The sequence below is a fragment of the Streptomyces sp. LaPpAH-108 genome, assembly GCF_000373625.1.
In the GTDB taxonomy this organism is placed as follows: domain Bacteria; phylum Actinomycetota; class Actinomycetes; order Streptomycetales; family Streptomycetaceae; genus Streptomyces.
The window spans coordinates 74,136-97,314 of sequence record NZ_KB891994.1 but is presented as its reverse complement, the minus strand read 5'-3'; the positions used below and the strand labels follow the sequence as shown (position 1 = coordinate 97,314).

The window sequence follows — 23,179 nt, the reverse complement described above, 5'->3', positions numbered from 1 at the left end:
CTGTGCCCCGGTGACCACGCAATCGAACCTCCCTTCCGACGCCGACCCGAAGGTCCAGCGTCAGGTGCAGAAGCAGGCCGGGGTGGCTCCCACCACCACCGGCGGCGGCACCCTGTTCACCGAGCCCGTGCTCGTGGTGAACCAGAAGGCCAAGCTCATAGAGCTGACCAACGAGTACACCGTGATGGACCAGAACGGCGGCCGGATCGGCTCGGTCGTCGAGGTCGGTCAGGGCGTGCTGCGCAAGATGCTGCGCCTCTTCACGAGCTGGGACCAGTACCTCACCCATCGCCTGGAGATCCGGAACGCCCAGGGGCAGCCGGTGCTGCTGCTCACCCGGCCCGCGAAGATCTTCAAGTCCCGGGTCGTCGTCACGCGTCCCGACGGTTCGCCGGTCGGCGAGATCGTGCAGAAGAACATGATCGGCAAGATCAACTTCGCAATGACCGCCGAGGGCCGCGAGATCGGCGCGATCAAGGCCGAGAACTGGCGTGCCTGGAACTTCGCGATCACCGATCACGAGGACACCGAGGTCGCGCGGATCACCAAGACCTGGGAGGGTCTGACCAAGACCCTGTTCACCACGGCGGACAACTACGTCCTCCAGATCCACCGGCCGCTGTCGGACCCGCTGCTGAGCCTCGTGGTGGCGGCGGCCCTGACCGTGGACACCGCGCTCAAGCAGGACGCGCGCGGCCTGGGCTGATCCCCTCGCCCAGCGAGAAGGCGGCGGCCGTGTGTCCGGTGGGACACACGGCCGCCGCCTCGCGTACGGGGGCTTGCGTCACAGGGGCGTCAGCCGGTTCCGCCCGGGCTGGCGCGGCACGAGCGCCGGTTCGGCCGTCGCCGTCTCGGCCCGCAGCGCGAGCACGGCCGCGACGGGATGCTCGTCGTCGACCGGAGCGGGAGCCGGAGCTGAAGCGGGAGCCGGGACCGAAGCGGGGTCCGGGTCCGGTGCGCCGTGGGGCGCCACCCGGGTCAGCACCACCACACCCCACGAGGCCAGCAGCGCCCCCGTCACGCCCAGCAGGATGCCGCCGGTGCCGCCCTGCAGCCCCTGGCCGAGCAGGGTCAGCCCGATGACGGCCGCCGCGACCGGGTTGGCCAGGGTGACCACCGCGAGCGGGGCGCCGAGTCCGCCCCGGTAGGCGGTCTGGGACAGCAGCAGCCCGCCCGTGGCGAACGCCGCGACCAGCACGGCCACCACGATCACCCGGGGACTGAGGGCCGGGCCCGAGTGGTCCGTGGCCGCCACCGTGGCGGTCTGGGTGAGCGCGGAGGCGACACCCGAGGCGAAGCCGGAGGCCGCCGCGTGCCGCAGGCCAGGCCGGGTGCCGGGCCGGGACAGCAGACCGATCACCGCGATCGTCGTACCCGCCACCGCGAGCGCCGCCGTCAGGCTCAGCACCCGGTGCGGCGCCGGACCCGAGGCGGTGATCAGCAGCGCGCCGAGCCCGAGCAGCGTCAGCGCCGTACCCCGCCACTCCGCCGGGCTGACCCGGCGGCCCGCCGCCCGCGCCCCGAGCGGCACCGCCGCGACCAGGGTGAGGGCGCCGAGCGGCTGGACCACGGTCAGCGGTCCGAACCGCAGCGCGACGACATGCAGCAGCGCCGCGCCCGAGTTCAGGCCGACCGAGGACCACCAGGCACCGCTGCGGAGCATGGCACCCAGGCCCGCGCCCCCGTCACGAGCGGCCAGCCGCTCCTGGGCGACGGCGGCAGCCGCGTAGGCCACGGCCGAGACCAGCGAGAGGCCGACGGCGATCAGGATCGCGGCGCTCATCGGGCGGCCCCCGTCAGCACGGAGCCCTCGGAGGCGAGCCGCGCGGGCCCGCCGAAGGCGAACGGATGGCCCGCGCCACGCCCCGGCGCGCGGTGCGGCGGGTGGACGACGGCCAGGGCGATGCCGAGCATCGCGGTCGCCACGATCGAGTCGAGCCAGTAGTGGTTGGCCGTGCCCACGATGACGATCAGCGTGATCAGCGGGTGCAGCAGCCAGAGCCAGCGCCAGCGCGAGCGGGTGGCCGCGATCAGGCCGACCGCCACCATCAGGGCCCAGCCGAAGTGCAGCGAGGGCATCGCGGCGAACTGGTTGGAGAGGTGGTCGCGGGCGGGCGGGCCGTAGACCGAGGGGCCGTAGATGCGGGCCGTGTCCAGGAGGCCGGTGCCGGTGACCATCCGGGGCGGGGCCAGCGGGAAGGTGAACGGCAGGATCAGCGCCGCGGCGGTCACCAGGGCGAGGACCCGGCGGGCCCACACGTAGTGCGCGGGGCGGCGCAGGTACAGCCAGATCAGGAAGGCCACGGTCGCCGGGAAGTGGACGGTGGCGTAGTAGGTGTTCGCCAGGTGCACCGGGGCGGTGCCGTGCAGCAGCAGCGCCTGCACGTCGCTCTCGTCCGGCAGATGCACGGCCCGCTCAAGCCCCCACACCCGGTGGGCGTCGCGGAACGCCTCGGAGGTGTGGCCGATGGCCAGCTGGCGGCCGAACTTGTAGACGAGGAAGAGCCCCGCGACGAGCAGGAACTCGCGCAGCAGCGGGGGCCTCGCGGTCGAGGGTGGCTCCGCTGGGGAAGGCTCGGTTCGGGCATTCATCCCCCGGCCCCCTTCTTGACGGTGGTGCTGCCGGTCCCGGACCGGATGCCCGGAACTCAGCGATGCGATACGTCTCCGTACCGAAACGTCAGTGTACCGAAACGACCATGTACCGATACGACAGTGTACCGATACGGTCGAGTTCCGGTACGCTTGCGTATCGCTTGACCTAGGGCAACACTGGGAGCGGGCCGCACGGACGCGGTCCCGGGTGACGAGGTGAGGGGAAGCCACGCATGACGTCGCAGGCCGCGGACGGACCGGACACGGTCGCCGCCTCGCGCCGCTCCAAGATCACGCCGGAGCGTGAGCGGGAGTTCTTCGACGCCGTGCTCGACCAGGTCCGCGAGTGCGGGTACGACTCGCTGACCATGGAGGGCATCGCCGCCAGCACCCGGTGCAGCAAGTCCACGCTGTACCGGCAGTGGAAGACCAAGCCGCAGTTCGTCGCGGCGGCCCTGCGGGCCAACCGCCGGGTGCGCTTCGCCGGGATCGACACCGGCTCCCTCGCCGAGGACCTGCGCCAGGCCGCCCGGGCCGCGGGCGACTGGTCGGGCAAGGACACCCGGCTGCTCCAGGCGCTCATGCCCGCCGCCACCGTCGACAAGGAGCTGGCCGAGGCGCTGCGGGACGCGCTGGTCACGCCCGAGATCGCCGCGCTGGAGGAGATGATCGCGCGCGGGGTGGCCCGCGGCGAGGTCCCGGCCGGGCATCCCGCCCTCGAGTTCGTGCCCGCGATGATGTTCGGCGTCCTGCGGGTGCGCCCGGTGCTCAGCGGCCAGTACGCCGACGCCGACTACCTCGTCCGCTTCGTGGAGGCAGCCGTGCTGCCCGCGTTCGGACTCACCTGAGACCCAGGCCGCCGTTCACGGGATGACTGAACGGTGACCTGCTCGCGCCGCACCGTGGGGACGGGGGCGGCGCGCACCCCCTGGCCGGGTGGGAGCCCCTTGAGCGGAGGGGCGCCCACCCGGCCGATCCCGTTCACACGTCCTGGCCGCTGCCGCCGCCCGACCACACCTTGATCCCCTTGAGGATCTCGTCGATCACCGCCGTGCGCTGGCCCACGTCCAGGCCGAAGCGGACCACCAGGATCTGGTGGGCGTCGTTGGGGGAGGGGAAGGCGACCGACTCCACATAGCCGTCGGCGCCCTTGCTGGTGACCGCCTTCCAGCGGACCAGATAGCCCTTCTGCCCGGCCACCGTCACGGACTTGGAGGCCAGCACCTCGTGCGAGGTGATGCTGCCGTAGGTCGTCCCGCCGTACGCCTGCTTGGCGTTGGCCGCGATGTCCGCCTTGGCGACCGCCTCGGCCGTGTCGCCCTTGGTGCCGAGCGCCGAGGCGGACGCGGTGTAGGCGCCGCCCGCCGTGCAGCTCTGGGAGGCGTTGCCCGGGCACTTGTAGGACTTGTCGGACGTCACCTGCGCGCCGATGCTGATGATCTCGCCGGTCCAGCCGTCCGGCACCGGCATGCTGATCCCGTTGAACGGATCGGGCAGCGTGCCCCCGCCCTTGACCTTGGGTATCGCGGAGCGGCGCGGCGACGGCGACTGCCCGGGGTCGCCCGGCCCGCCCCGGTCCTCGGGCCCGGAGCCCTCGGGCCCGCCGCCCCGGCCCCGCTGCTCCTGTCCCGCGCCCGCGCGGTCCTGGCCGCCGCCGGAGTTCCTGGCGAGGGCGAACACCCCGACCCCGATGCTCGCCAGCACCACGACCGCCGCCGTGACGGCTATGCCGATGCGCAGTCCGCGCCGGGGCGCGGGCGGGGGCGGATAGGGGCCCGCCGCCGGGTAGGCCGGGGGAGCGGGGTACGTGCCGTGTCCGGCCGGGCGGACCTGGGCCGTCCAGGCGGTGCCGTCCCACCAGCGTTCGGCGGGCGGAGCGTTGTGCGGCTGCCCGGGATCGGGATACCAGCCGGGAGGAGTCACCTGCGTCATGGACACACCGTATGAGGCGACGGTGAAAGCGTGATGAGAGCACCCCGGCCCAGACGCCCGACCCGCCCGGCCCGATGCCGTCCGGGCGTGACTTCCGTCACGCCCGGAGAACCCGCTCCCGTTCCCAACTCGCACCAATCCAGGCATTATTGACGCCTCATCGGGCGCAGACCGACCGGTCGGGCCGGAGTGCGGCCGACTGGCCGGTGACCAGTCCGCAATGGGGATACGACACTGCCCGGTCGGACCACCAACCCTCCCCCGAGACGGCTACGCTCGTGGTCTGCACGCCGTCCGGGCGACCTGGGGAGGGAACAGGATGACGCGGGCACGGCCGTCGGCGGGCGCCCCGCCCCACCTGTGGGAACGGGACGCGGAACTCGCCACCATCGCGCGGGCGATCGACGAGCTGCGCGCCGACCGCTCCTCGGGCGGGAACGTGCTCGTGATACGCGGCGAGGCCGGACTCGGCAAGACCGCGCTGCTCACCGAGACCCGCCGCCTGGCCGAACGCCAGGGCTGCACCGTCTGGTCGGCCCGCGCGGGCGAGACCCTGCGCACCGTCCCCTTCCACGTCCTGCGCCAGCTCCTCCAGCCCATGCTGACCTCGCTGCTGCCGGAGGAGGCCCGCGCGTACCTCGGCGACTGGTACGACATCTCAGGACCCGCCCTCGGCATCGTCGAACCCGGCGCGGCCCCCGCCGACCCGCAGTACGTCTGCGACGGACTCGTCGCCACGGTGCGCCGGTTCGCCACCCGCGAGTGGCCGCTGGTCCTGCTCATCGACGACGTCCACTGGGCCGACCTGGAGACGCTGCGCTGGCTCGCCGCGTTCACCGCGGACCTCGGCGAGCTGTCCGTGCTCGTCGTGGTCACCCGCCGCTCCGGCGCCCTGCCCGAGGGCACCGCCCGCCATCTCGACACGGTGGAGAGCGCGGGGCACCGCGTGGACGGCCTGAGCACCCTCACCCCGGCGGCCACCGCCGAGCTGACCCGCGCCACCGTGGGCCCGCACGCCGACGACCCGTTCTGCCGCGAGGTCTGGGCCGTCACCGGCGGCATCCCCTACGACACCGTCGAACTCCTCGCCAAGGTCCGCGACAGCGAACTCCAGCCGGTCGAGGGCCGGGCCGCCGAACTGCGCGGCCTGAACCACTCCGGGCGCGGCGGGGGAGTGGTGGAGCGCCTGTCCGTGCTCGGCGACGAGGCCACCCGCTTCGCGTGGGCCGCCGCCGTCCTCGGCACCGGCAGCACCGTGGACCTCGTCGCCCGGGTCGTCGGGATGAGCCCGACGGCCGCCGAGGAGTGCGCCGAACGCCTCTGTGTCGCCCGCATCCTGACCGACGGCATCCCGGACCCCACCCAGCCCCGGCCGCACGGCACCGTCCTGGAGTTCGTCCACCCGCTGGTCGCCAGCGCCGTCTACGACTCCATGACGGACAGCACCCGCGGCTTCCTGCACAGCATCGCCGCCAGGATCGTCACCGAGAGCGGACGCGGCGCCGCCGAGGCCGCCCGGCATCTGCTCCAGGTGGACCCGGAGGGCGACGAGGAACTGGTCGCCCAGCTGCGCGAGGCCGCCCGCGAACACCTCGCCGTCGGCGCCCCCGACGCGGCCTGCCGCTGCCTGGAACGCGCCCTGGAGGAACCGCCCCGCCCCGAGATCCGCGCCAAGGTCCTCTACGAACTGGGCTGTTCCACCCGTCTGACGGCGCCCGCCGTCACCGTCGAGCATCTGCGGGCCGCGCTCGCCACGCCCGGCCTCGACCACGCCGAGCGCGTCGAGGCCGTCATCCGCCTCTCCCAGGCCCTGCTCCACAACGATCAGCTGGAGGAGGCGGTCCGCACCGTCGGCGCCGAGGCCGCCAAGTACCGGCCGGGCCCGGTGCGGATGCGCCTGGAGGCCTTCCGGTTCATGTGGGAGGCCATCCACCGCGAGACGATCTCCCCGGAACGCTCCCGGCGTCTGGCCGAACTCGCCGACACCTGCACCGGCCGCGACAACTCCGAACGCGCGCTGCTCATCCTGCGCGGCTTCGACGGCATGACCCACGGCGAGAACGCCGAGGCCGTCGTGGAGCTGTGCGACCGGGCCCTGGTCAACAACCGCCTCGCGCCCGGCCTCGGCTGGACCGACGAGGAGTGGGGCGTCGAGCTGCTGATGATGCTCGGCAGCACCTACGCCTACACCGACCGGCTCGACCTCGCCGACAGCCTCTTCGCGGAAGCCCTGCGCGCCTACAAGAGCGCCGGATGGCACGGCGGCCACCTCTCCCTGGCCAACTCCTATCTGGGCCTCGCCCTGCGCCGCCAGGGCAAGCTGAAGGAAGCCGAGGCCACCTTGCGCGAGGCCCTGGCCCTCGCCGAACGGGTCGGCCGCCGACTGCCGCTGTACTGGTCCGCGATGTGCGGCCTGGTCGACACCCTCCTCGCCCGGGGCCACTTCGACGAGGCATGGGCCGTGGCCGAGCGCAGCGGCTTCGCCCCGCCGTACCCGTCCACGATCGTGCTGCCCGACCTCCACTCCGTACGCGGTCGCCTGCTCCTCGCCGTCGGCCGCACCGAGGAGGGGATCAACGAGCTGGAGGCCGCCGAGAAGACCGCCGTCGCCCGTGGCGGACACAACCCCGTCCTCGCCCCCTGGGCCGTCGACCTGGCCCGTGCCCTCGCCGTCCAGGACCCCGCCCGCGCCCGGGCGCTCGCGGCCGACGCCCGCCGCCAGGCCGAGCGGTTCGGCACCGACACCGCGATCGGCGAGGCCCTGCGCTGCGCCGCCGCGCTGGCCACCGGCCAGGAGGCGATACGGCTCGCGCGCAAGGCGGTCGCCTATCTGGAGGCGTCCCCCTGCCAGTACGAGCACGCCGCCGCCCTCGTGGAGTACGGCATCCTGGCGGACTCGGCCCCCGATCTCGACCGGGGCCTGGAACTGGCCCGCTCCTGCGGCGCCGACGGCCTGGTGGCCCGCGCCGAGCAGGCACGGAGCGCGGGTACGGCGTGACCGGCCGGTCCGCGCCGGTCCGGCTCACCGCCTACTGCGCGCCGCCCAGTATCTCCGCGAGGTCGTAGCGCACCGGCTCCTCCAGCTGGGCGTAAGTGCAGCTCTCCGGGGTGCGGTCCGGACGCCAGCGGCGAAAGCGCGCCGTGTGCCGGAAACGCGCGCCGTTCTCCATGTGGTCGTACGCCACCTCCGCGACCCGTTCCGGGCGCAGCGGCACCCAGGACAGGTCCTTCTTGCCGGACCAGCGGCTCGGCGCCCCCGGCAGCCGGGCCTCCTCGTGCGCCGACTCCTCCGCCCAGCGCGCCCACGGATGCCCGCTCACGTCCGTCATCCGCAGCGGCGCCAGCTCCTCGATCAGCTCCGCGCGCCGCTTCATCGTGAACGCGGCGGCCACGCCCACGTGCTGGAGGACGCCGTGGTCGTCGTAGAGCCCGAGCAGCAGCGAGCCCACCACCGGGCCGCTCTTGTGCAGCCGGTAGCCCGCCACCACCACGTCCGCCGTCCGCTCGTGCTTGACCTTGAACATGGCCCGCTCGTCCGGGAGATACGGCAGCGCCAGCGGCTTGGCCACGATGCCGTCCAGGCCCGCGCCCTCGTACTGCTCGAACCACTCCCGGGCGACCTCGATGTCGGTCGTCGCCGGGGCCAGATGCACCGGCGGTGTCACCCCGGCCAGCGCCCGTTCCAGCAGGGCCCGCCGGTCCGCGAGCGGTACGTCGAGCAGGGCGTGGTCGTCCAGGGCCAGCAGGTCGAAGGCGACGAAGGAGGCGGGCGTCCGCTCGGCCAGCGTCCGCACCCGCGAGTCGGCCGGATGGATGCGCTCGGTCAGCGCGTCGAAGTCCAGGCGCCCCTCCCGCGCGATCACGATCTCCCCGTCCAGCACGCACCGCTCCGGCAGCCGCTCCTTCAGCGCCGCCACCAGCTCGGGAAAGTACCTGGTCAGCGTCTTGCCGGTGCGGCTGCCCAGCTCGACCTCGTCCCCGTCGCGGAACACGATCGCCCGGAAGCCGTCCCACTTCGCCTCGTAGTGCATGCCCGGCGGGATCTTCGTCACCGGCTTGGCGAGCATCGGCTTCACGGGCGGCATCACCGGCAGATCCATGGCTCCGATTCTGCGCGCACCCCGCCGTACGCGCCCGGTGTGCGCGGTGTGCGGGGGACGCCTACGGTGGCCGCATGGGCGATGCGGTGGAACTGGAGGTGGCCGGCCGGACCGTACGGCTGACCCACCCGGACAAGGTCTTCTTCCCGGAGCGCGGATTCACCAAGCTGGACGTCGCCCAGTACTACGCCTCGGTCGGCCCCGGCATCCTGCGCGCCCTGCGCGACCGCCCCACCACCCTGGAGCGCTACCCGGACGGGCTCGACGGCGAGTGGTTCTTCCAGAAGCGGGCGCCCAAGAACATGCCCGACTGGATCCCCACCGCTCACATCACCTTTCCCAGCGGGCGCAGCGCCGACGAGATGTGCCCCACCGAGGAGGCCGCGGCGGTGTGGGCCGCGCAGTACGGCACGCTCACCTTCCACCCCTGGCCGGTGCGCCGCGACGACGTGGACCACCCCGACGAACTGCGCATCGACCTCGATCCGCAGCCGGGCACCGATTATGAGGACGCGGTCCGTGCCGCCTTCGAACTCCGTGCGGTGCTGGAGGAGTTCGGGGGGCTGCGGGGCTTCCCCAAGACCTCCGGCGGGCGCGGGCTGCATGTCTTCGTGCCCATCGAACCGCGCTGGACCTTCACCCAGGTCCGCCGCGCCGCCATCGCGGTCGGCCGCGAACTCGCGCGCCGGATGCCGGAGCAGGTGACGGTGAAGTGGTGGAAGGAGGAGCGCGGCGAGCGCATCTTCGTCGACTACAACCAGACCGCCCGAGACCGCACCATCGCCTCCGCCTACTCCGTGCGGCCCCGCCCCGAGGCGACCGTCTCCGCCCCGCTGCGCTGGGACGAGGTGGCCGACGCCCGGCCCCGCGACTTCGATCTCGCGACCATGCCGGTGCGCTTCGCGGAGGTCGGGGACGTGCACGCCGACATGGACGAGCACGCCTACTCGCTGGACGCCCTTCTGGAGCTGGCCCGCAAGGACGAGAGCGAGCACGGCCTTGGCGATCTGCCGTACCCGCCCGAGTATCCGAAGATGCCCGGCGAGCCCAAGCGGGTCCAGCCGAGCCGGGCCCGCAAGGACGAGGCTTCCTGAGGCCGTCGCCCCCGGTGCCGGGCGCCGCCTCGCGGTTATCCTGGGCGGGCAGCCGCCCGATGAGGAGCACCGAGTGACCGAGGCAGTGTCGCGCCCCACGCTGGAGGCCGTCGCCGCGCGGGCCGGGGTGTCACGGGCCACCGCCTCCCGCGTCGTCAACGGCGGCGACGGCGTGCGCGCCCCCCTCGTCGCCCGCGTCCAGGAAGCCGTAGAGGAACTGGGCTACGTCCCCAACCGCGCGGCGCGCAGCCTCGTCACCCGACGGCACGACGCCGTCGCCGTCGTCATCGCCGAACCCGGCACCCGCGTCTTCGCCGACCCCTTCTTCGCCGCCCAACTGCGCGGTATCAGCAAGGAGTTGACGGCCCACGACAACCAGCTGGTGCTGCTGCTCACCGAGGGCCGGGACGACCACGCGCGGGTGGCCCGCTATCTGGCGGGCGGCCATGTGGACGGCGCGCTCGTCTTCTCCCTCCACCTGGACGACCCGCTGCCCGGCCTCATCCACGACGCGGGCGTCCCGACCGTCTTCGGCGGACGCCCCGACTGGAGCGACGGCAGGGGCGGCCCGGTCTACGTCGACAGCGACAACCGGGGCGGCGCCCGCGCGGCCGTACGCCATCTCGTCGCCCTCGGCCGCACCCGGATCGCGCACATCACCGGCCCCCTGGACCAGACCTCGGCGGTCGACCGCCTGGACGGCTACCGCGACGTCATGGGCACCGACGCCCCCGGCCTCGTCGTCTACAGCGACTTCACCCCCTCCGGCGGCGAACACGCCATGCGCGAACTCCTCGCCCGCCGCCCCGACGTCGACGCCGTCTTCGCCGCCAACGACCTCACCGCCCTCGGCGCCCTCCGCGTCCTGCGCGCACACGGCCGCCGCGTCCCCGAGGACGTCGCCCTCATCGGCTTCGACGACATGGCCCCCGTCGCCGAACAGACCGACCCACCCCTGACCACCGTCCGCCAGGACATCGAGGAAATGGGCCGCCTGATGGCCCACCTCCTCCTGCACGACCGCACATCACCGCCCGACCCACCCTCCCCGGTCGTCCTGCCGACGACACTGGTGCGACGGGCGACGGCCTGACCTTCCTGACGCGTCAGTGACCTGCCGCGTGTCCGGCTCCTCGGCGGCGGTTCGGGCGCAGCCGCTCGATGCGGTCGAGGTCACCGGCGAGCAGGTCGCTGTGACGGATGGAGAAGTCCCCGTTGGGCAGCGCCTGTCCGCGGCCGTAGTACCGGCCCACGACAGCGGTGGGGAGGAAGGCGCGAAGGCGGTGGCGCATGTCGCCGGGATAGTCGACGGGTGCGCCCCAGTCGGCGGGCGCCTGGTCGGTGGAGAACAGGACCCAGTGGTCCACGGGCACGGCGGCGTCGAGATCCGGCGCCCCTCCGGTGTGGCTGTCCAGGGCGGGCACGTTCAGGCGGTCGGGGTCGAGGGGCGGGTACCACAGCAACAGGGCTTGGCGCGTCGCGCGTCGGCGTTGTCGAAGCAGCACACGGCGATGGTGTGGTCGGCGAAGTGGTCGGCGTAGAAACGCAGGAGATCCGGGTCGAGGTCGGGGCGCCGGTGCGGTGGCACCTGCCGCAGCGCGGCGGGGACCGCGGTGGGGTCGGTGGCGAGGAGCACCGTGTAGATGTCGTGGTCGAAGACCTGGACGGGCTGGAGTTCCGAGCCCATCCACGCGATGCCGTCCGTCGCCGCGGCGGCGGATTCGACGGCGTCGACCATGCGGTGCAGGACGTCGCCGGTGCGTCCTGAGGAGAGGAAGTGCCGGGGCGTGAGCTGCCTGGCGGGCAGGTGCAGCACCATGGCGTTCGGGCCGTCCGCCAGGTTGGCGGCGGTGTTCTGGTAGCCCAGGACGTGAACCAGGCCGTGCTCGGGGTGGTGCTGCCGCCCGCAGTACACGATCGTGCCGGAGAACGCGGCCTCACCTGTTGATATGCACACGGCGGCACGGTATCGCCCCGCATCCTCCGCTGCCCCATCGACAGCACGTCAGCTCCGGGACGGCTCGCCCCTGATCACCGCGAAGCGGGCGCCGTACGGGTCCGTGAGCCGTGCCATGCGGCCCACGCCCGGGACCGTGACCGGAGGCAGCAGGACCGTGCCGCTGCCCTTCCGTGTCTGCTCGGCCACCGCGTCGGGGTCCGTCACCGCGAAGTACGGCAGCCAGTACGCCCCCGCCCCCGCGTCCGCGGGGTCGTCGGCCGAGCGGACGACCCCGCCGAACATCGTGTCCTCCCCGGCGCCGGGCGGGTTGAGGCAGGTGTACATGCCGTCGGGGAACTCGGCGGCGGAGGTCTCCAGGCCCAGCACCCGGTGGTAGAAGGCAGCGCCCGCCGCCACGTCCGGGGTGTGCAGCTCGACCCAGCACAGGGCGCCCGGTTCGCTCGCCGCGTCCAGGCCCTCCACCTCGCCGGGCTGCCAGAGGCGGAACACGGCCCCGGCGGAGTCGGCGAGGCCCACCATCCGGCCGAGACCCATGACGTCGCCGGGTGCGAACAGGACGCTGCCGTGCGCCTGTTGGGCCGTCTCGGCGGTGGCCTCGGCGTCCTCGGTGCGGAAGTACACCGTCCAGCCCGGCAGCTCGCGCCCCGCACCGGTCGGCATCGCACCGGCGACCGTCCTGCCGTCCAGCTGGAAGAAGCCGTACCCGCCCGCGTCCGGGCCCAGGGGGCGGAAGTCCCAGCCGAAGAGGGCGCCGTAGAAGGCGAGCGCGCCGTCCAGGTCCGGGGAGGCGAGGTCGATCCAGTTCGGAGCGCCCTCCAGGGCACGGGTGCTGAGCATGGCTCGCCCTCCTCACGGTCCGTGGCACTGCCGAGTCTGGCACCGCGCACCGGCCCGCGCCGCCGGAGCGCGTCCGCGCGCGCCGCCGTGCGGGGAGATCACCGGCCCGGCACGATGGGGGCGGACGCCGGTGCGGCCGACGCTGTTGAACCCGCGTTGATAGAACGTTTTTCGCGGCCCGGCACGATCCGTTCCATGCACACCGAGACGATGACCCCGGCCGGCACCGACTGGCAGAACCAGGCCCTGTGCGCGCAGACCGGGGCCGAGTTCTTCTTCCCCGAGCCCGGCAGCTCCGTCCGCGAGGCGAAGCGGATCTGCGGCATGTGCGCGATCCGCTCCGCCTGTCTGGAGTACGCGCTCACCCACGACGAGCGCTTCGGGGTGTGGGGCGGGATGTCCGAGAAGGAACGCATGGCACTGCGGCGTACCTCCCGCTGAACCGGGGAGGCACGCCGCAGACAGGTGACAGGGGTCGTGCGGGTCAGCCCGCCGCGCGCGCCGCCATCCGCGCCTTGCGGGCCGCCAGCCGCTCGTCGAACGTCGTCGCCTGCGCGTCCAGACCGCCCATGTACAGGCCCAGTTCCTCCTGCGCCGCGCTGCCCTCGGGGCCGAGGCCGTCGATCTCCATGACCTTCAGGAAGCGCAGCACCGGCTGGAGCACGTCGTCGTGGTGGATACGCAGGTTGTAGACCTCGCCGATGGCCATCTGCGCGGCGGCCCGCTCGAAGCCGGGGATGCCGTGACCAGGCATCCGGAAGTTGACGACGACATCGCGCACGGCCTGCATGGTGAGGTCGGGGGCCAGCTCGAAGGCCGCCTTCAGCAGGTTCCGGTAGAAGACCATGTGCAGATTCTCGTCGGTGGCGATGCGCGCCAGCATCCGGTCGCAGACCGGGTCGCCCGACTGGTGCCCGGTGTTGCGGTGCGAGATCCGGGTCGCCAGCTCCTGGAAGGCGACGTACGCGACCGAGTGCAGCATCGAGTGCCGGTTGTCCGACTCGAAGCCCTCGCTCATGTGCGACATGCGGAACCGCTCCAGCGCGTCCGGATCGACCGCGCGCGAGGCGAGCAGATAGTCGCGCATGACGATGCCGTGCCGCCCCTCCTCCGCGGTCCAGCGGTGCACCCAGGTGCCCCACGCGCCGTCGCGGCCGAAGAGCGAGGCGATCTCGTGGTGGTAGCTCGGGAGGTTGTCCTCGGTCAGCAGGTTCACCACCAGCGCGGTGCGGCCGATGTCGGTGACCTTGGACTGCTCCTTGCCCCACGCCTCGCCGTCCTCGAACAGGCCGGGGAAGTTGCGGCCGTCGCTCCAGGGCACGTACTCGTGCGGCATCCAGTCCTTGGCGACCTTCAGATGCCGGTTCAGCTCCGTCTCCACCACCTCCTCCAGCGCGAACAGCAGCCGGGCGTCGGTCCACACGGACGGGCTGCCGAGATGAGGGGAGGTGATCGTCACGGGAACTCCAGGTAATGCCGAGCGGGGAGCACAGATGAAGTGAAAGGGGACGGCAGGCCGATGACGGGCCGACGCCGCGAACCTACGAGATCGTAGGCTACGTCTCCGTAGGTTACGAACCCGTAGGTTAAGGGTGGCGTAAGGACGGCTGCGCGGCAGGTGGGAGCGCGTTTCGGAGCGGCGGTGACCGGTACGCCGAATGGCCCCGGAACCGTCGGTTCCGGGGCCATTCGGGTGAGGAGGTCACTCCGCCGGGTCTGCCTCGATCTCCTCCCGGCTCGTCTCGCGCAGCACCCCGTCCGCCATCCGCAGCCAGCGGGTGATCCCCACCGAGTCCAGGAACGGCAGGTCGTGGCTCGCGACCAGCAGCGCGCCCTCGTACGACTCCAGGGCCGAGGTCAGCTGCCGGACGCTCGCCATGTCCAGGTTGTTGGTCGGCTCGTCCAGGAGCAGCAGCTGGGGCGCGGGCTCGGCGAGCATCAGCGCGGCCAGCGCCGCCCGGAAACGCTCACCGCCCGAGAGGGTGCCTGCGAGCTGGTCGGCCTTCGCGCCCCGGAACAGGAAGCGGGCGAGCCGGGCCCGGACCCGGTTGACCGTGGCCTCCGGCGCGAAGCGGGCCACGTTCCGCGCCACCGTCGCCGTGTCGTCCAGCACGTCGAGACGCTGGGGCAGGAAGCGGAGCGGGACGTGCGCCCGCGCCTCGCCCGCCACCGGCGCCAGCTCCCCGGCGACGGTCCGCAGCAGCGTCGTCTTGCCCGAGCCGTTGCGCCCGACGAGCGCGATCCGCTCCGGGCCGCGCAGCTCCAGGATGCCCTCGACGCGCGCCCCGAAGACCGTCTCCAGGTTCTCCAGGGTGAGCACCTGACGGCCGGGCGGCACCGCGGTGTACGGCAGGTCGACGCGGATCTCGTCGTCGTCCCGTACGGCGTCCACCGCCTCGTCCAGCCGGTCGCGCGCCTCCGCGAGCCGTTCCTCGTGCAGGATGCGGTGCTTGCCCGCCGACTCCTGGGCGGCGCGTTTGCGGGCGCCCATCACGATCTTCGGCTCGCGCTTGGAGTCCTGCATCTTCTGCCCGTACCGCTTGCGGCGGGCCAACTTGGTCTGGGCGTCGGACAGTTCGCGCTTCTGGCGGCGCACGTCGGCCTCGGCCGCGCGCACCGTGCGTTCGGCGGCCTCCTGCTCCACCGCCAACGCCTCCTCGTAGGCGGTGTAGTTGCCGCCGTACCAGGTGACCGTGCCGGAGCGCAGGTCCGCGATCCGGTCCACCAGGTCGAGCAGTTCGCGGTCGTGGCTGACCACGACGAGGACGCCGGACCAGGCGGCGACGGCCGCGTAGAGGCGTCTGCGGGCGTACAGGTCCAGGTTGTTGGTGGGCTCGTCCAGGAGCAGCACGTCCGGGCGGCGCAGCAGGAGCGCGGCCAGACGCAGCAACACGGCCTCGCCGCCGGAGAGTTCGCCCACCGTGCGGTCCAGCTCGAGGTGGCCGAGACCGAGTTCGCCGAGGGTCGCGAGGGCGCGTTCCTCCACGTCCCAGTCGTCGCCCAGGGTCTCGAAGTGTTCCTCGGCGGCGTCGCCCGCCTCGATGGCGTGCAGGGCGGCCCGCCGGGCGGCGATGCCCAGGGCCTCGTCCACGCGCAGGGCGGTGTCGAGCGTGATGTGCTGCGGGAGGTAGCCGGTCTCGCCGGCCGCCTTCACGGCGCCGCCGGACGGGGTGAGTTCACCGGCGATCAGCTTCAACAGGGTTGATTTTCCTGACCCGTTGGCGCCGACGAGACCGGTGCGGCCGGGGCCGAAGGCGACATCGAGGCCGTCCAGGACGGTGGTGCCGTCGGGCCAGGCGAAGGAGAGGGAGGTGCAGGTGAGTGACGCGGGTGCGGATGACATGGAGCCTCGCGGAATGCCGGTGCGGTCGGTGGGCGCGTGTCGAGACACCGCGAGGCGGAGACCGGGGACCAGGAGAGGCGGGGAAACGGGCCTGTGTCTGGGGGACGGCTCGGACGCCGAGGTCGTACGCCACGGACACCCCATGGGGTGTGCACGCGGTGTCTCAGGACCTCAGACGAGCAACGTCCTACTCCGATCGACGACAACAGAACCGCTGTACACCGTAGGAGCGGCCGGGAGGGCTGTCAAAAGATTTATGCCGCCCCGCAGATTTATGCCGTCCCGCGCTCAGCAGGCGTCCCGCATCAGCTCGGCCAGGCCGTGGTCCAGGTCCAGCTGAAGGTGCTCGAGCCCCACGGGCACCAGCTCGGCGGTGGCCGCGAGGAAGTGCCGTACGTCGCCGGAGCGCAGATGCACCACGGCCATGCCCTCGGGGGCGTGGAACTCCAGCACGGTCCGGTCGTACCCGTAGGGGCGGACCCGGACGTCCCCCTGGCCCTCCGGACCGGCCAGCCCGGCGGAGAGCAGTTCGCGGGAGAAGGTCCAGCAGATCTCCACGCCCGCGAGGGTGGCCGGGGCCGGGAAGGTCATGCGGACGGCGAAGGGGTCGTGGCGGTCGTAGTGCAGCGTGACGGGAATGGTCGGCATGCGCGGGGCGGCCGCGACCAGCCGCGCCTCCACTACCTGCTCGATGGTGGACAACACCTTGCTCCCTCGTGACGGCCGGACGTCCTCGGGGCGTCTGGCGACCTGACACCGGGAGAGACGACGGAAGCGGCCGTTCCGTGCACAGGGAGGGAACGTGACGTCGGTCACCGTAGGGGTCCGGCCGGTGAGCCCGCGCGAACGGGGTACCCGAGCGGTGTCCCCTCAGAAGGGGGCGGTGTCCCCTCAGGGCGGGGATGCGTGGAAGACGACGGCACGACGACGGGAGTGACCATGCCTGCCGGTTCCAGCCCCAAACGCGAGCGTCAGTACGAGCACATCAAGGAGAGCGAGCTGGAGCGGGGCGCGAGCACCGACCGGGCCGAGGAGATCGCCGCGCGCACGGTCAACAAGGAGCGCGCCCGCACCGGCGAGTCGAAGACCGCGAGCCGCACCTCCACCGAGGACATGTCCTCCGGTGAGCGCGGCGGCAAGCGGTCGGGCAAGGGCCCCGGCGGCCCGACCTACGACCAGCTCTACAACGAGGCCAGGCAGCGCGACATCCACGGCCGCTCCGACATGAACAAGGAGCAGTTGCGGCGGGCTCTCGACGAGAAGAAGAGCTGAGGCTCAGCCCAGGGTCTCCCGGTACCGCTCGAGCCCGGGCGCCGTCTTCGTCGCGGTGAACTCGGTGACGCGGTACTCACACACCCCGGCGGTGACGAACGGATCGCCCGCCACGACCTCCTCGATGGCGCCCCGGTCCTGGCCGACGGCCAGGATGATCCCGCCGTCGCGCGGGTTCTTGCGCCCGGACGCGAGGAAGATCCCCTGGTCGTACTGCTCGTCCAGCCAGCTCACATGCGCGGCGAGAGCGGCGTCGACGGCGTCGAGCGGGGCGGTGTAGGTCAATTCGAGCACGAACATGATCGCGACCCTATCGCCCGGCGCCATACAGTCGGCCCCACCATGACGACGATCGCACCGGTGCCCGGGGACTGGCCCACCACGGAGGCGCAGGCTCGCGCGGTCCAGGACGCGCTGCGGGACAGGGTGATCCTTTCCGAACCCGGCCCGCCGCCGGGCACCGGTCACGTGACGGGCCTGGACGTGGCCTACGACGACGCACGCGACCTGGTGGCAGCGGCGGCCGTCGTCCTGGACGCGGCCACCCTGGAGACGGTCGCGGAGTCGACGGCCGTGGGCCGCGTCTCCTTCCCCTACGTCCCCGGCCTGCTCGCCTTCCGCGAGATCCCGACCCTCCTGGCCGCCCTGTCGGCGCTGCCCTGCCCGCCGGGCCTCCTGGTCTGCGACGGCTACGGCCTCGCCCACCCCCGCCGCTTCGGCCTCGCTTGCCACCTCGGCGTCCTCACCGGCCTCCCCGCGCTGGGCGTGGCGAAGAACCCCTTCACCTTCACGTGCTCGGCCCCCGCCGCCCCGCGCGGCAGCACGGCCCCCCTCCTGGACGGCACGGAGGAGGTGGGCCGGGCCCTGCGCACCCGCGAGGGGGTGAAACCGGTCTACGTCTCCGTGGGCCACCGCATCACCCTCCCCAACGCCATCGCCCACACCCTGGCGCTGACCCCGAAGTACCGCCTTCCCGAGACGACCCGCAGAGCGGACGCGCTGTGCCGGAGGGCGTTGCGGGAGGCGGTGGGCTCCACCGGATGACGCCGGGACCTCACCCGGTCGGGGTCCGGTCGGCGTGCGCGCCGCGTACGTCCGGGCCTCGGCGAAACAGTCGTAGACCTTGCTGTCGACCGAGACTGAGCCGACTGCCGCTGCTGCGTGCGGACGAGTTTTTGGCTGGAAAGGGCTCCCTCCCGAGGGAGTTGACGCCTCGGGTGAGGTGCGCGGCAGCTGCTCCGGTGGCGGGACGGCGGGGGCGTATGGGGTCTTTCCGGTCCTGGCACCGGCGGTACAGCCCGGCCGACTCCTTAACACGGCCCGTCGTCGCGATGGTTGCTTCACGACGACTTCAGGTCCCGGGTATCAGGAGGGGCCATTCGGAACTTGGCACACTCCAATGTGATTAGCATGTGGGCGTAACCGGACTGGAAGATCGCCTTCCTCCGAGGCGGCCGCTCCCGGACCGCGATCGAGGCGTTCGGTCGCCGATTCTTCTGCTCGCAGACCTAGGGACCGCGGAATGTCAGTTCCTGCACCGTCCGTTCAACACCGCTCGACGGCCGTTCGGCGCAGCTCGTGGGCGGTGCCCGCGGCCGTGGTGGCGGTGACCGCCGTCCTGGCCGCCGTCGCGGTGGGGGCGGCCCCGTCCGGCACCCGCGGGTGGACGCTCATCGTGGCGGGCGCGGGCTGGGCGTGCGTCGCCGTCGCGGTGCTCGTCGGACACCTCCTCGTCCGCCGGGCCAGGCTCGCCGCCGCCACCCAGGCCGCCGAGAACGACCGGCTCCTCTCGCAGGCGCAGCAAACCGCCGCGCAGACCGGCCACTTGGTCAACGTGACGCTGCCCTCCCTGCACAACCTGGTGCTGACCGGCACCGCCGCCGCCGACGCGCTCGCCGGGGTGTCGATGCCCAACGACCAGAACCTGCGCCGGCTCGCCCACCTCTCCGCCGGTGCCCTGGAGGAGGCCGTGGGCCGCGCCGCCGCCGCGGACGAGGAATCCCGGCAGACCCAGGAGGCGTTGAACGAGGTTCTGGCCGAAGCCGACCGGCTCACGCGGGAGACACTGCCCGCCGCCGTCGCCCGGCTCGCCGAGGGCCGCTCGGCCGACACCGTCCTGGGTGAACTCACGCTGCCCCGGACGCCGTTGATGCACGACCTGGGCGAGCGGTTCGTCCGCGAACTGGCGCGCAGCGAGCGGCGCGCGGGCGGTGCCCGGATCGCCTCCACCAAGGCGCTCAGCCGGGTCCAGGCCAAGGCTGTCAGCATGCTCGCCGACCTGCGGGCGATGCAGGACGAGCACGACGGCAAGATGCTCGGCGACCTGATGCGGCTGGACCACAAGACCTCCCAGCTCGTGCTGATCGCCGACCGGCTGGCGCTGCTCATGGGCGGCAAGACCAGCCGTACCTGGAACAAGCCGATCCGGATGGAGAGCATCCTCCGGGGCGCCATCGGCCGTATCGCCGCCTACCAGCGGGTCCGGCTGCACTTCACCTCCCAGGCGGCGATCTCCGGGTTCGCCGCCGAAGGCGTGATGCACCTCCTCGCCGAACTGATCGACAACGCGGCCAACTTCTCCCCGCCCACCGACGAGGTCCATGTCTACGTCGAGGAGCACCGGGCCGGGATCGTCGTCACCGTCGAGGACAGCGGACTGACCATGTCCGAGGCGGCGATGAAGCACGCCGAAGGCGCGGTGACCGGCAGCATGGCCGACCTCGCCTCCCTCCAGGGCACCCGGCTGGGCCTCGCCGTGGTCGGACTGCTCGCGCTCAAGTACCGGATCAACGTCAACTACCGCCCCTCCTCGCGCGGCGGCACCGGCGTGGTCGTCCTGCTGCCCCGGCACCTCATCGCGCAGCAGCGCGACCCGTGGCCCGCGCAGCGGGAGGCGGCCCAGACGGCCACCGTCCGGCCGGTCCCCGCGCCCGAAGCGCCGACGCCCGATCCCGTCGTCGAGGCGCCGGTCACGGAGGCGCACGTACGCCCCGATCCCCCCGTGATCCTGCGGGAGGTCCCCCGGCAGACCCGGCACGAGCCGCCCGCCGCCACGCCCGCCTCCACCACGCCCGTCTCCGCCACCCCGAACGGCCTCCCCGTCCGCAAACCCGGCCGCACCATGAGCGAAGCCGAGCGAGCCCAGCGCCCCACGGGCGAGACCGCCCCGCCCCGCAAGCGGCCCGTGCACGACGTCGGTTCCCGCTTCGGCGCCTTCCACCGCTCGCGCAAGCCCTCCGGCGGCACCCAGGGCGGCGGCCGACCCGACCCCGAGCCGCCGACCGCCGGGTAGCCCCCACCCCAGCCCCGCCGGGCCCGCCCCCGGCAGCCACACCCCCCCTCGTGCCCATGAGATTGGAGGAACGGGCCGGTGACCGATCAACCGGACACCACCGTCCCATCACCCATCATGCAGACCACCACCGACAACAGCCTCGTCTGGCTGCTGCAGAACCTGCTGGACCAGACGCCCGGTGCCCGGCACGCCCTGGTCCTCTCCCGCGACGGTCTCAAACTGTGCTGGACCCCCGACCTGGCCGCGGATCAGGCCGACCAGCTCGCCGCGATCTGCTCCGGCCTCCAGGCCCTGTCCCAGGGCGCGTCCGTGGAGTTCGGGGACGGCACCGGCGGCGTGCTCCACTCCATGACCGCCTTCCACGGCGGCCTGCTGTGCATCGTCGGCGCCGGTGAGGGCGCGCACCTCGCGGTCGTCGCCGCCGAGGACGCCGACCCCGGCCGCCTGGGCGAGGAGATGACCGGGCTGGTCGACAAGATCGGCGAGCATCTGCGGGCCGCGCCCCGGCAGCCGCTCCAGGGGAGTACCCCGTCGTGACCCGCAAGCCGGTCGACACCGGCGCCCCCGACCGGCTCTACACGGTCACCGGCGGGCGCAGCAGCGTCGACGACACCCTGGACCTGGTCACCCTCATCGTCGCGGAGTGCCAGCCGACCACGGGCATGCAGTCGGAGCACACCCGCATCCTGACCCTCTGCCAGCACCCGACCTCGGTGGTGGAGATCTCCGCCGAGCTGGAACTGCCGATCACGGTCGTCCGGATCCTGCTGGCCGACCTGCTCGACACCGGCCGGATCACCGCACGCCACCCACCGGTGAACCCCTCGCTCCCCGATCCCGCCCTTCTCAAGGAAGTGCTCCATGGGCTCCGCAATCTCTGAGCTGCCCGCCCACCGCACGCCACTGGCCGACGCGGCGGAAACCGGTCTGAAGATCGTCGTCGTGGGCGGCTTCGGTGTCGGCAAGACCACGCTGGTCCGCTCCGTGAGCGAGATCCGGCCGCTGAACACCGAGGAGGTGATGACGGAGGCCGGCGTCGGCATCGACGAGACCAGCGGCGTCGCCGCGAAGTCGACCACCACCGTCGCCTTCGACTTCGGCCGGATCAGCCTCAACGACACCATGGTGCTGTACCTGTTCGGCGCGCCGGGCCAGCAGCGCTTCTGGTTCCTGTGGGACCGGCTCTTCTCCGGCACCCTCGGCGCCGTCGTCCTCGTGGACACCCGCCGGATGGACGACTCCTGGTACGCGATAGACCGCCTCGAACACCACGGCACGCCCTTCGTGGTGGCCGTCAACCGGTTCGACGACGCGGCCCACTACTCCCTGGCCGAGATCCGGCAGGCCCTCACGCTGCCCGATCACGTGCCGATGCTCGACTGCGACGCACGGGACCGGCAGTCGGGCAAGGACGTGCTGATCACTCTCGTGGACCATGTGTACACCCTGGCCACCGCCCAGGAGGCGACCCCGTGACCGACCCCGGCTCCTTCTCCGCGCAGCAGGCACCGCCGCCCGGCTGCCCCGCCCACACCGACGCGGTGCGCCTGGCGGGCCTGGAGTACCAGCAGACGCCGTCGCAGATGTACCGGGCGCTGCGCCGCGAGCACGGCGCGGTCGCACCCGTCCTGCTGGACGGCGACATCCCGGCCTGGCTGGTGCTCGGCTACCACGAGGTCGCCCAGGTCACCAGCCACGACGAGCTGTTCGCGCGGGACTCGCGGCGCTGGAACCAGTGGGACGACATCCCGCCCGACTGGCCGCTGATGCCCTTCGTCGGCTACCAGCCCTCGGTGCTGTTCACCGAGGGCGAGGAGCACCGCCGCCGGGCCGGGGTGATCACCGAGGCGCTGTCCGGGGTGGACCAGTTCGAGCTGGCCCGCGACTGCGAGCTGATCGCCGACGAGCTGATCGCCCGGTTCGCGGGCAGCGGCCGGGCCGAGCTGATGGCCTCCTACGTCCACGCGCTGCCGATGCGGGCCGTGGTGCAGATGTGCGGTATGCCGCTCTCCGGCGCCGACACCCAGCAGCTCGTGGACGACCTGCGGATCTCCCTGGACGCGGCCGAGGGCGACGACCCGGTGGCGGCCTACGGGCGGGTGGGCGAACGGCTGGCGCGGCTGGTCCAGGACAAACGGGCCGACCCCGGCAAGGACGTCACCTCGCGGATGGTGCTGCACCCGGCGGGGCTCAGCGACGAGGAGATCGTCCAGGACCTGATCTCGGTCATCGCCGCCGCGCAGCAGCCCACCGCCAACTGGATCTGCAACGCGCTCCGGCTGCTGCTCACCGACGAGCGGTTCGAACTCAGCGTGTCCGGCGGCCGGGTCAGCGTGGGCGAGGCGCTGAACGAGGTGCTCTGGCTCGACACGCCCACCCAGAACTTCATCGGCCGCTGGGCGGTACGCGACACCCAGCTCGGCGGCCGTCAGATCCGGGCCGGTGACTGCCTGGTCCTCGGGCTGGCCGCCGCCAACACCGACCCGAGTCTGTGGCCCGAGGGCCATGTGGGCGCGGAGAACGCCGCGCACCTGTCGTTCAGCAACGGCGAGCACCGGTGCCCGTACCCGGCGCCGCTGCTCGCGGACGTCATGGCGCGCACCGCCGTGGAGACGCTGCTGGAGCGGCTGCCCGATCTGGTGCTCGCGGTGGACCCGCACGCGCTGACCTGGCGGTCGTCCATCTGGATGCGGGGGCTGACCACCCTGCCGGTGCGGTTCACTCCGGTCGACGGATAGCCGCCTCCCCGCT

At 72.7% G+C, this 23,179-nt stretch carries 24 protein-coding genes; 13 read left to right on the top strand and 11 right to left on the bottom strand.

Annotation, left to right across the window (positions count from 1 at the left end; all coding sequences use genetic code 11):
• Positions 1-10: 10 nt before the first annotated feature.
• Positions 11-706, top strand: a complete 696-nt coding sequence (locus B079_RS0116155) for an LURP-one-related/scramblase family protein (protein WP_018546872.1) — start codon at positions 11-13, stop codon at positions 704-706.
• A 78-nt stretch (positions 707-784) separates the two neighbouring features.
• On the opposite strand, the gene B079_RS0116150 is transcribed toward B079_RS0116155, so the two are convergent.
• Positions 785-1,783: a hypothetical protein gene (locus B079_RS0116150; protein WP_018546871.1), complete on the bottom strand. Its 999-nt coding sequence runs from the start codon at positions 1,781-1,783 to the stop codon at positions 785-787.
• Entirely contained in the window at positions 1,780-2,592 is an 813-nt protein-coding gene (locus B079_RS0116145; protein ID WP_018546870.1) for a phosphatase PAP2 family protein, read from the bottom strand. The genes B079_RS0116150 and B079_RS0116145 overlap by 4 nt, the downstream gene beginning before the upstream one ends.
• 236 nt (positions 2,593-2,828) lie before the next feature.
• Here B079_RS0116145 and B079_RS0116140 point away from each other — a divergent pair, with 236 nt between their 5' ends.
• Entirely contained in the window at positions 2,829-3,443 is a 615-nt protein-coding gene (locus tag B079_RS0116140) for a TetR/AcrR family transcriptional regulator (RefSeq protein WP_018546869.1), read from the top strand.
• Positions 3,444-3,576: 133 nt separating this feature from the next.
• Here B079_RS0116140 and B079_RS0116135 read toward each other — a convergent pair whose 3' ends face one another.
• Positions 3,577-4,527: a DUF2510 domain-containing protein gene (locus B079_RS0116135; RefSeq protein WP_018546868.1), complete on the bottom strand. Its 951-nt coding sequence runs from the start codon at positions 4,525-4,527 to the stop codon at positions 3,577-3,579.
• Positions 4,528-4,846: 319 nt separating this feature from the next.
• On the opposite strand from B079_RS0116135, the gene B079_RS0116130 reads away from it, so the two are divergent.
• Positions 4,847-7,525 carry an ATP-binding protein gene (locus B079_RS0116130; RefSeq protein WP_018546867.1) on the top strand — a complete coding sequence of 893 codons (2,679 nt, stop codon included), beginning with the start codon at positions 4,847-4,849 and terminating at the stop codon, positions 7,523-7,525.
• 31 nt (positions 7,526-7,556) lie between these two features.
• On the opposite strand, the gene B079_RS0116125 is transcribed toward B079_RS0116130, so the two are convergent.
• Entirely contained in the window at positions 7,557-8,627 is a 1,071-nt protein-coding gene (locus B079_RS0116125) for an ATP-dependent DNA ligase (protein WP_018546866.1), read from the bottom strand.
• A gap of 74 nt (positions 8,628-8,701) precedes the next feature.
• Between B079_RS0116125 and ligD the strand changes: the two genes are divergently transcribed.
• Entirely contained in the window at positions 8,702-9,721 is a 1,020-nt protein-coding gene (ligD, locus tag B079_RS0116120; RefSeq protein WP_018546865.1) for a non-homologous end-joining DNA ligase, read from the top strand.
• 73 nt (positions 9,722-9,794) lie between these two features.
• On the top strand, positions 9,795-10,814 hold the full coding sequence (locus B079_RS0116115) for a LacI family DNA-binding transcriptional regulator (protein ID WP_018546864.1): 1,020 nt from the start codon (positions 9,795-9,797) through the stop codon (positions 10,812-10,814).
• Positions 10,815-10,827: 13 nt separating this feature from the next.
• On the opposite strand, the gene B079_RS35895 is transcribed toward B079_RS0116115, so the two are convergent.
• The 3 genes from B079_RS35895 to B079_RS0116105 are packed head-to-tail and all read right to left on the bottom strand — an operon-like array spanning position 10,828 to position 12,518.
• Entirely contained in the window at positions 10,828-11,145 is a 318-nt protein-coding gene (locus tag B079_RS35895; RefSeq protein WP_234016803.1) for a hypothetical protein, read from the bottom strand.
• A 2-nt stretch (positions 11,146-11,147) separates the two neighbouring features.
• A complete protein-coding gene (locus B079_RS35890; protein ID WP_234016802.1) occupies positions 11,148-11,678 on the bottom strand; it encodes a hypothetical protein in 531 nt (176 codons plus the stop codon).
• Between the two features lie 48 nt (positions 11,679-11,726).
• Entirely contained in the window at positions 11,727-12,518 is a 792-nt protein-coding gene (locus B079_RS0116105) for a VOC family protein (RefSeq protein WP_018546861.1), read from the bottom strand.
• A gap of 195 nt (positions 12,519-12,713) precedes the next feature.
• On the opposite strand from B079_RS0116105, the gene B079_RS0116100 reads away from it, so the two are divergent.
• Positions 12,714-12,959 (top strand): WhiB family transcriptional regulator, encoded by a 246-nt coding sequence (locus B079_RS0116100; protein ID WP_018546860.1) that lies wholly within the window; start codon positions 12,714-12,716, stop codon positions 12,957-12,959.
• 43 nt (positions 12,960-13,002) lie between these two features.
• Here B079_RS0116100 and B079_RS0116095 read toward each other — a convergent pair whose 3' ends face one another.
• The 3 genes from B079_RS0116095 to B079_RS0116085 form a co-directional block, all read right to left on the bottom strand.
• Positions 13,003-13,977 (bottom strand): acyl-ACP desaturase, encoded by a 975-nt coding sequence (locus tag B079_RS0116095; protein WP_018546859.1) that lies wholly within the window; start codon positions 13,975-13,977, stop codon positions 13,003-13,005.
• A 243-nt stretch (positions 13,978-14,220) separates the two neighbouring features.
• Positions 14,221-15,861, bottom strand: a complete 1,641-nt coding sequence (locus tag B079_RS0116090) for an ABC-F family ATP-binding cassette domain-containing protein (RefSeq protein ID WP_018546858.1) — start codon at positions 15,859-15,861, stop codon at positions 14,221-14,223.
• Between the two features lie 288 nt (positions 15,862-16,149).
• Positions 16,150-16,566 (bottom strand): SsgA family sporulation/cell division regulator, encoded by a 417-nt coding sequence (locus tag B079_RS0116085; RefSeq protein ID WP_026248751.1) that lies wholly within the window; start codon positions 16,564-16,566, stop codon positions 16,150-16,152.
• Between the two features lie 234 nt (positions 16,567-16,800).
• Between B079_RS0116085 and B079_RS0116080 the strand changes: the two genes are divergently transcribed.
• The gene (locus B079_RS0116080; protein ID WP_018546856.1) at positions 16,801-17,133 is read left to right on the top strand and encodes a hypothetical protein; all 333 of its coding nucleotides are present in this window, start codon (positions 16,801-16,803) and stop codon (positions 17,131-17,133) included.
• A gap of 3 nt (positions 17,134-17,136) precedes the next feature.
• Here the strand turns inward: B079_RS0116080 and B079_RS0116075 are convergent, their stop codons facing one another.
• Positions 17,137-17,433 (bottom strand): YciI family protein, encoded by a 297-nt coding sequence (locus tag B079_RS0116075; protein ID WP_018546855.1) that lies wholly within the window; start codon positions 17,431-17,433, stop codon positions 17,137-17,139.
• A 42-nt stretch (positions 17,434-17,475) separates the two neighbouring features.
• Between B079_RS0116075 and B079_RS0116070 the strand changes: the two genes are divergently transcribed.
• The 6 genes from B079_RS0116070 to B079_RS0116045 all read left to right on the top strand — a co-directional run bounded on the left by B079_RS0116070 (position 17,476) and on the right by B079_RS0116045 (position 23,166).
• Positions 17,476-18,177: an endonuclease V gene (locus B079_RS0116070; protein ID WP_018546854.1), complete on the top strand. Its 702-nt coding sequence runs from the start codon at positions 17,476-17,478 to the stop codon at positions 18,175-18,177.
• A 478-nt stretch (positions 18,178-18,655) separates the two neighbouring features.
• Complete coding sequence (locus tag B079_RS0116065; RefSeq protein ID WP_078495964.1) at positions 18,656-20,425, top strand: ATP-binding protein; 1,770 nt, start codon at positions 18,656-18,658, stop codon at positions 20,423-20,425.
• 117 nt (positions 20,426-20,542) lie between these two features.
• A complete protein-coding gene (locus tag B079_RS0116060; protein ID WP_078495998.1) occupies positions 20,543-20,965 on the top strand; it encodes a roadblock/LC7 domain-containing protein in 423 nt (140 codons plus the stop codon).
• Positions 20,962-21,309 carry a DUF742 domain-containing protein gene (locus B079_RS0116055; RefSeq protein ID WP_018546851.1) on the top strand — a complete coding sequence of 116 codons (348 nt, stop codon included), beginning with the start codon at positions 20,962-20,964 and terminating at the stop codon, positions 21,307-21,309. The genes B079_RS0116060 and B079_RS0116055 overlap by 4 nt, the downstream gene beginning before the upstream one ends.
• Positions 21,290-21,904, top strand: a complete 615-nt coding sequence (locus B079_RS0116050; RefSeq protein ID WP_018546850.1) for a GTP-binding protein — start codon at positions 21,290-21,292, stop codon at positions 21,902-21,904. The genes B079_RS0116055 and B079_RS0116050 overlap by 20 nt, the downstream gene beginning before the upstream one ends.
• Complete coding sequence (locus tag B079_RS0116045; RefSeq protein ID WP_018546849.1) at positions 21,901-23,166, top strand: cytochrome P450; 1,266 nt, start codon at positions 21,901-21,903, stop codon at positions 23,164-23,166. The genes B079_RS0116050 and B079_RS0116045 overlap by 4 nt, the downstream gene beginning before the upstream one ends.
• Positions 23,167-23,179 lie beyond the last annotated feature (13 nt).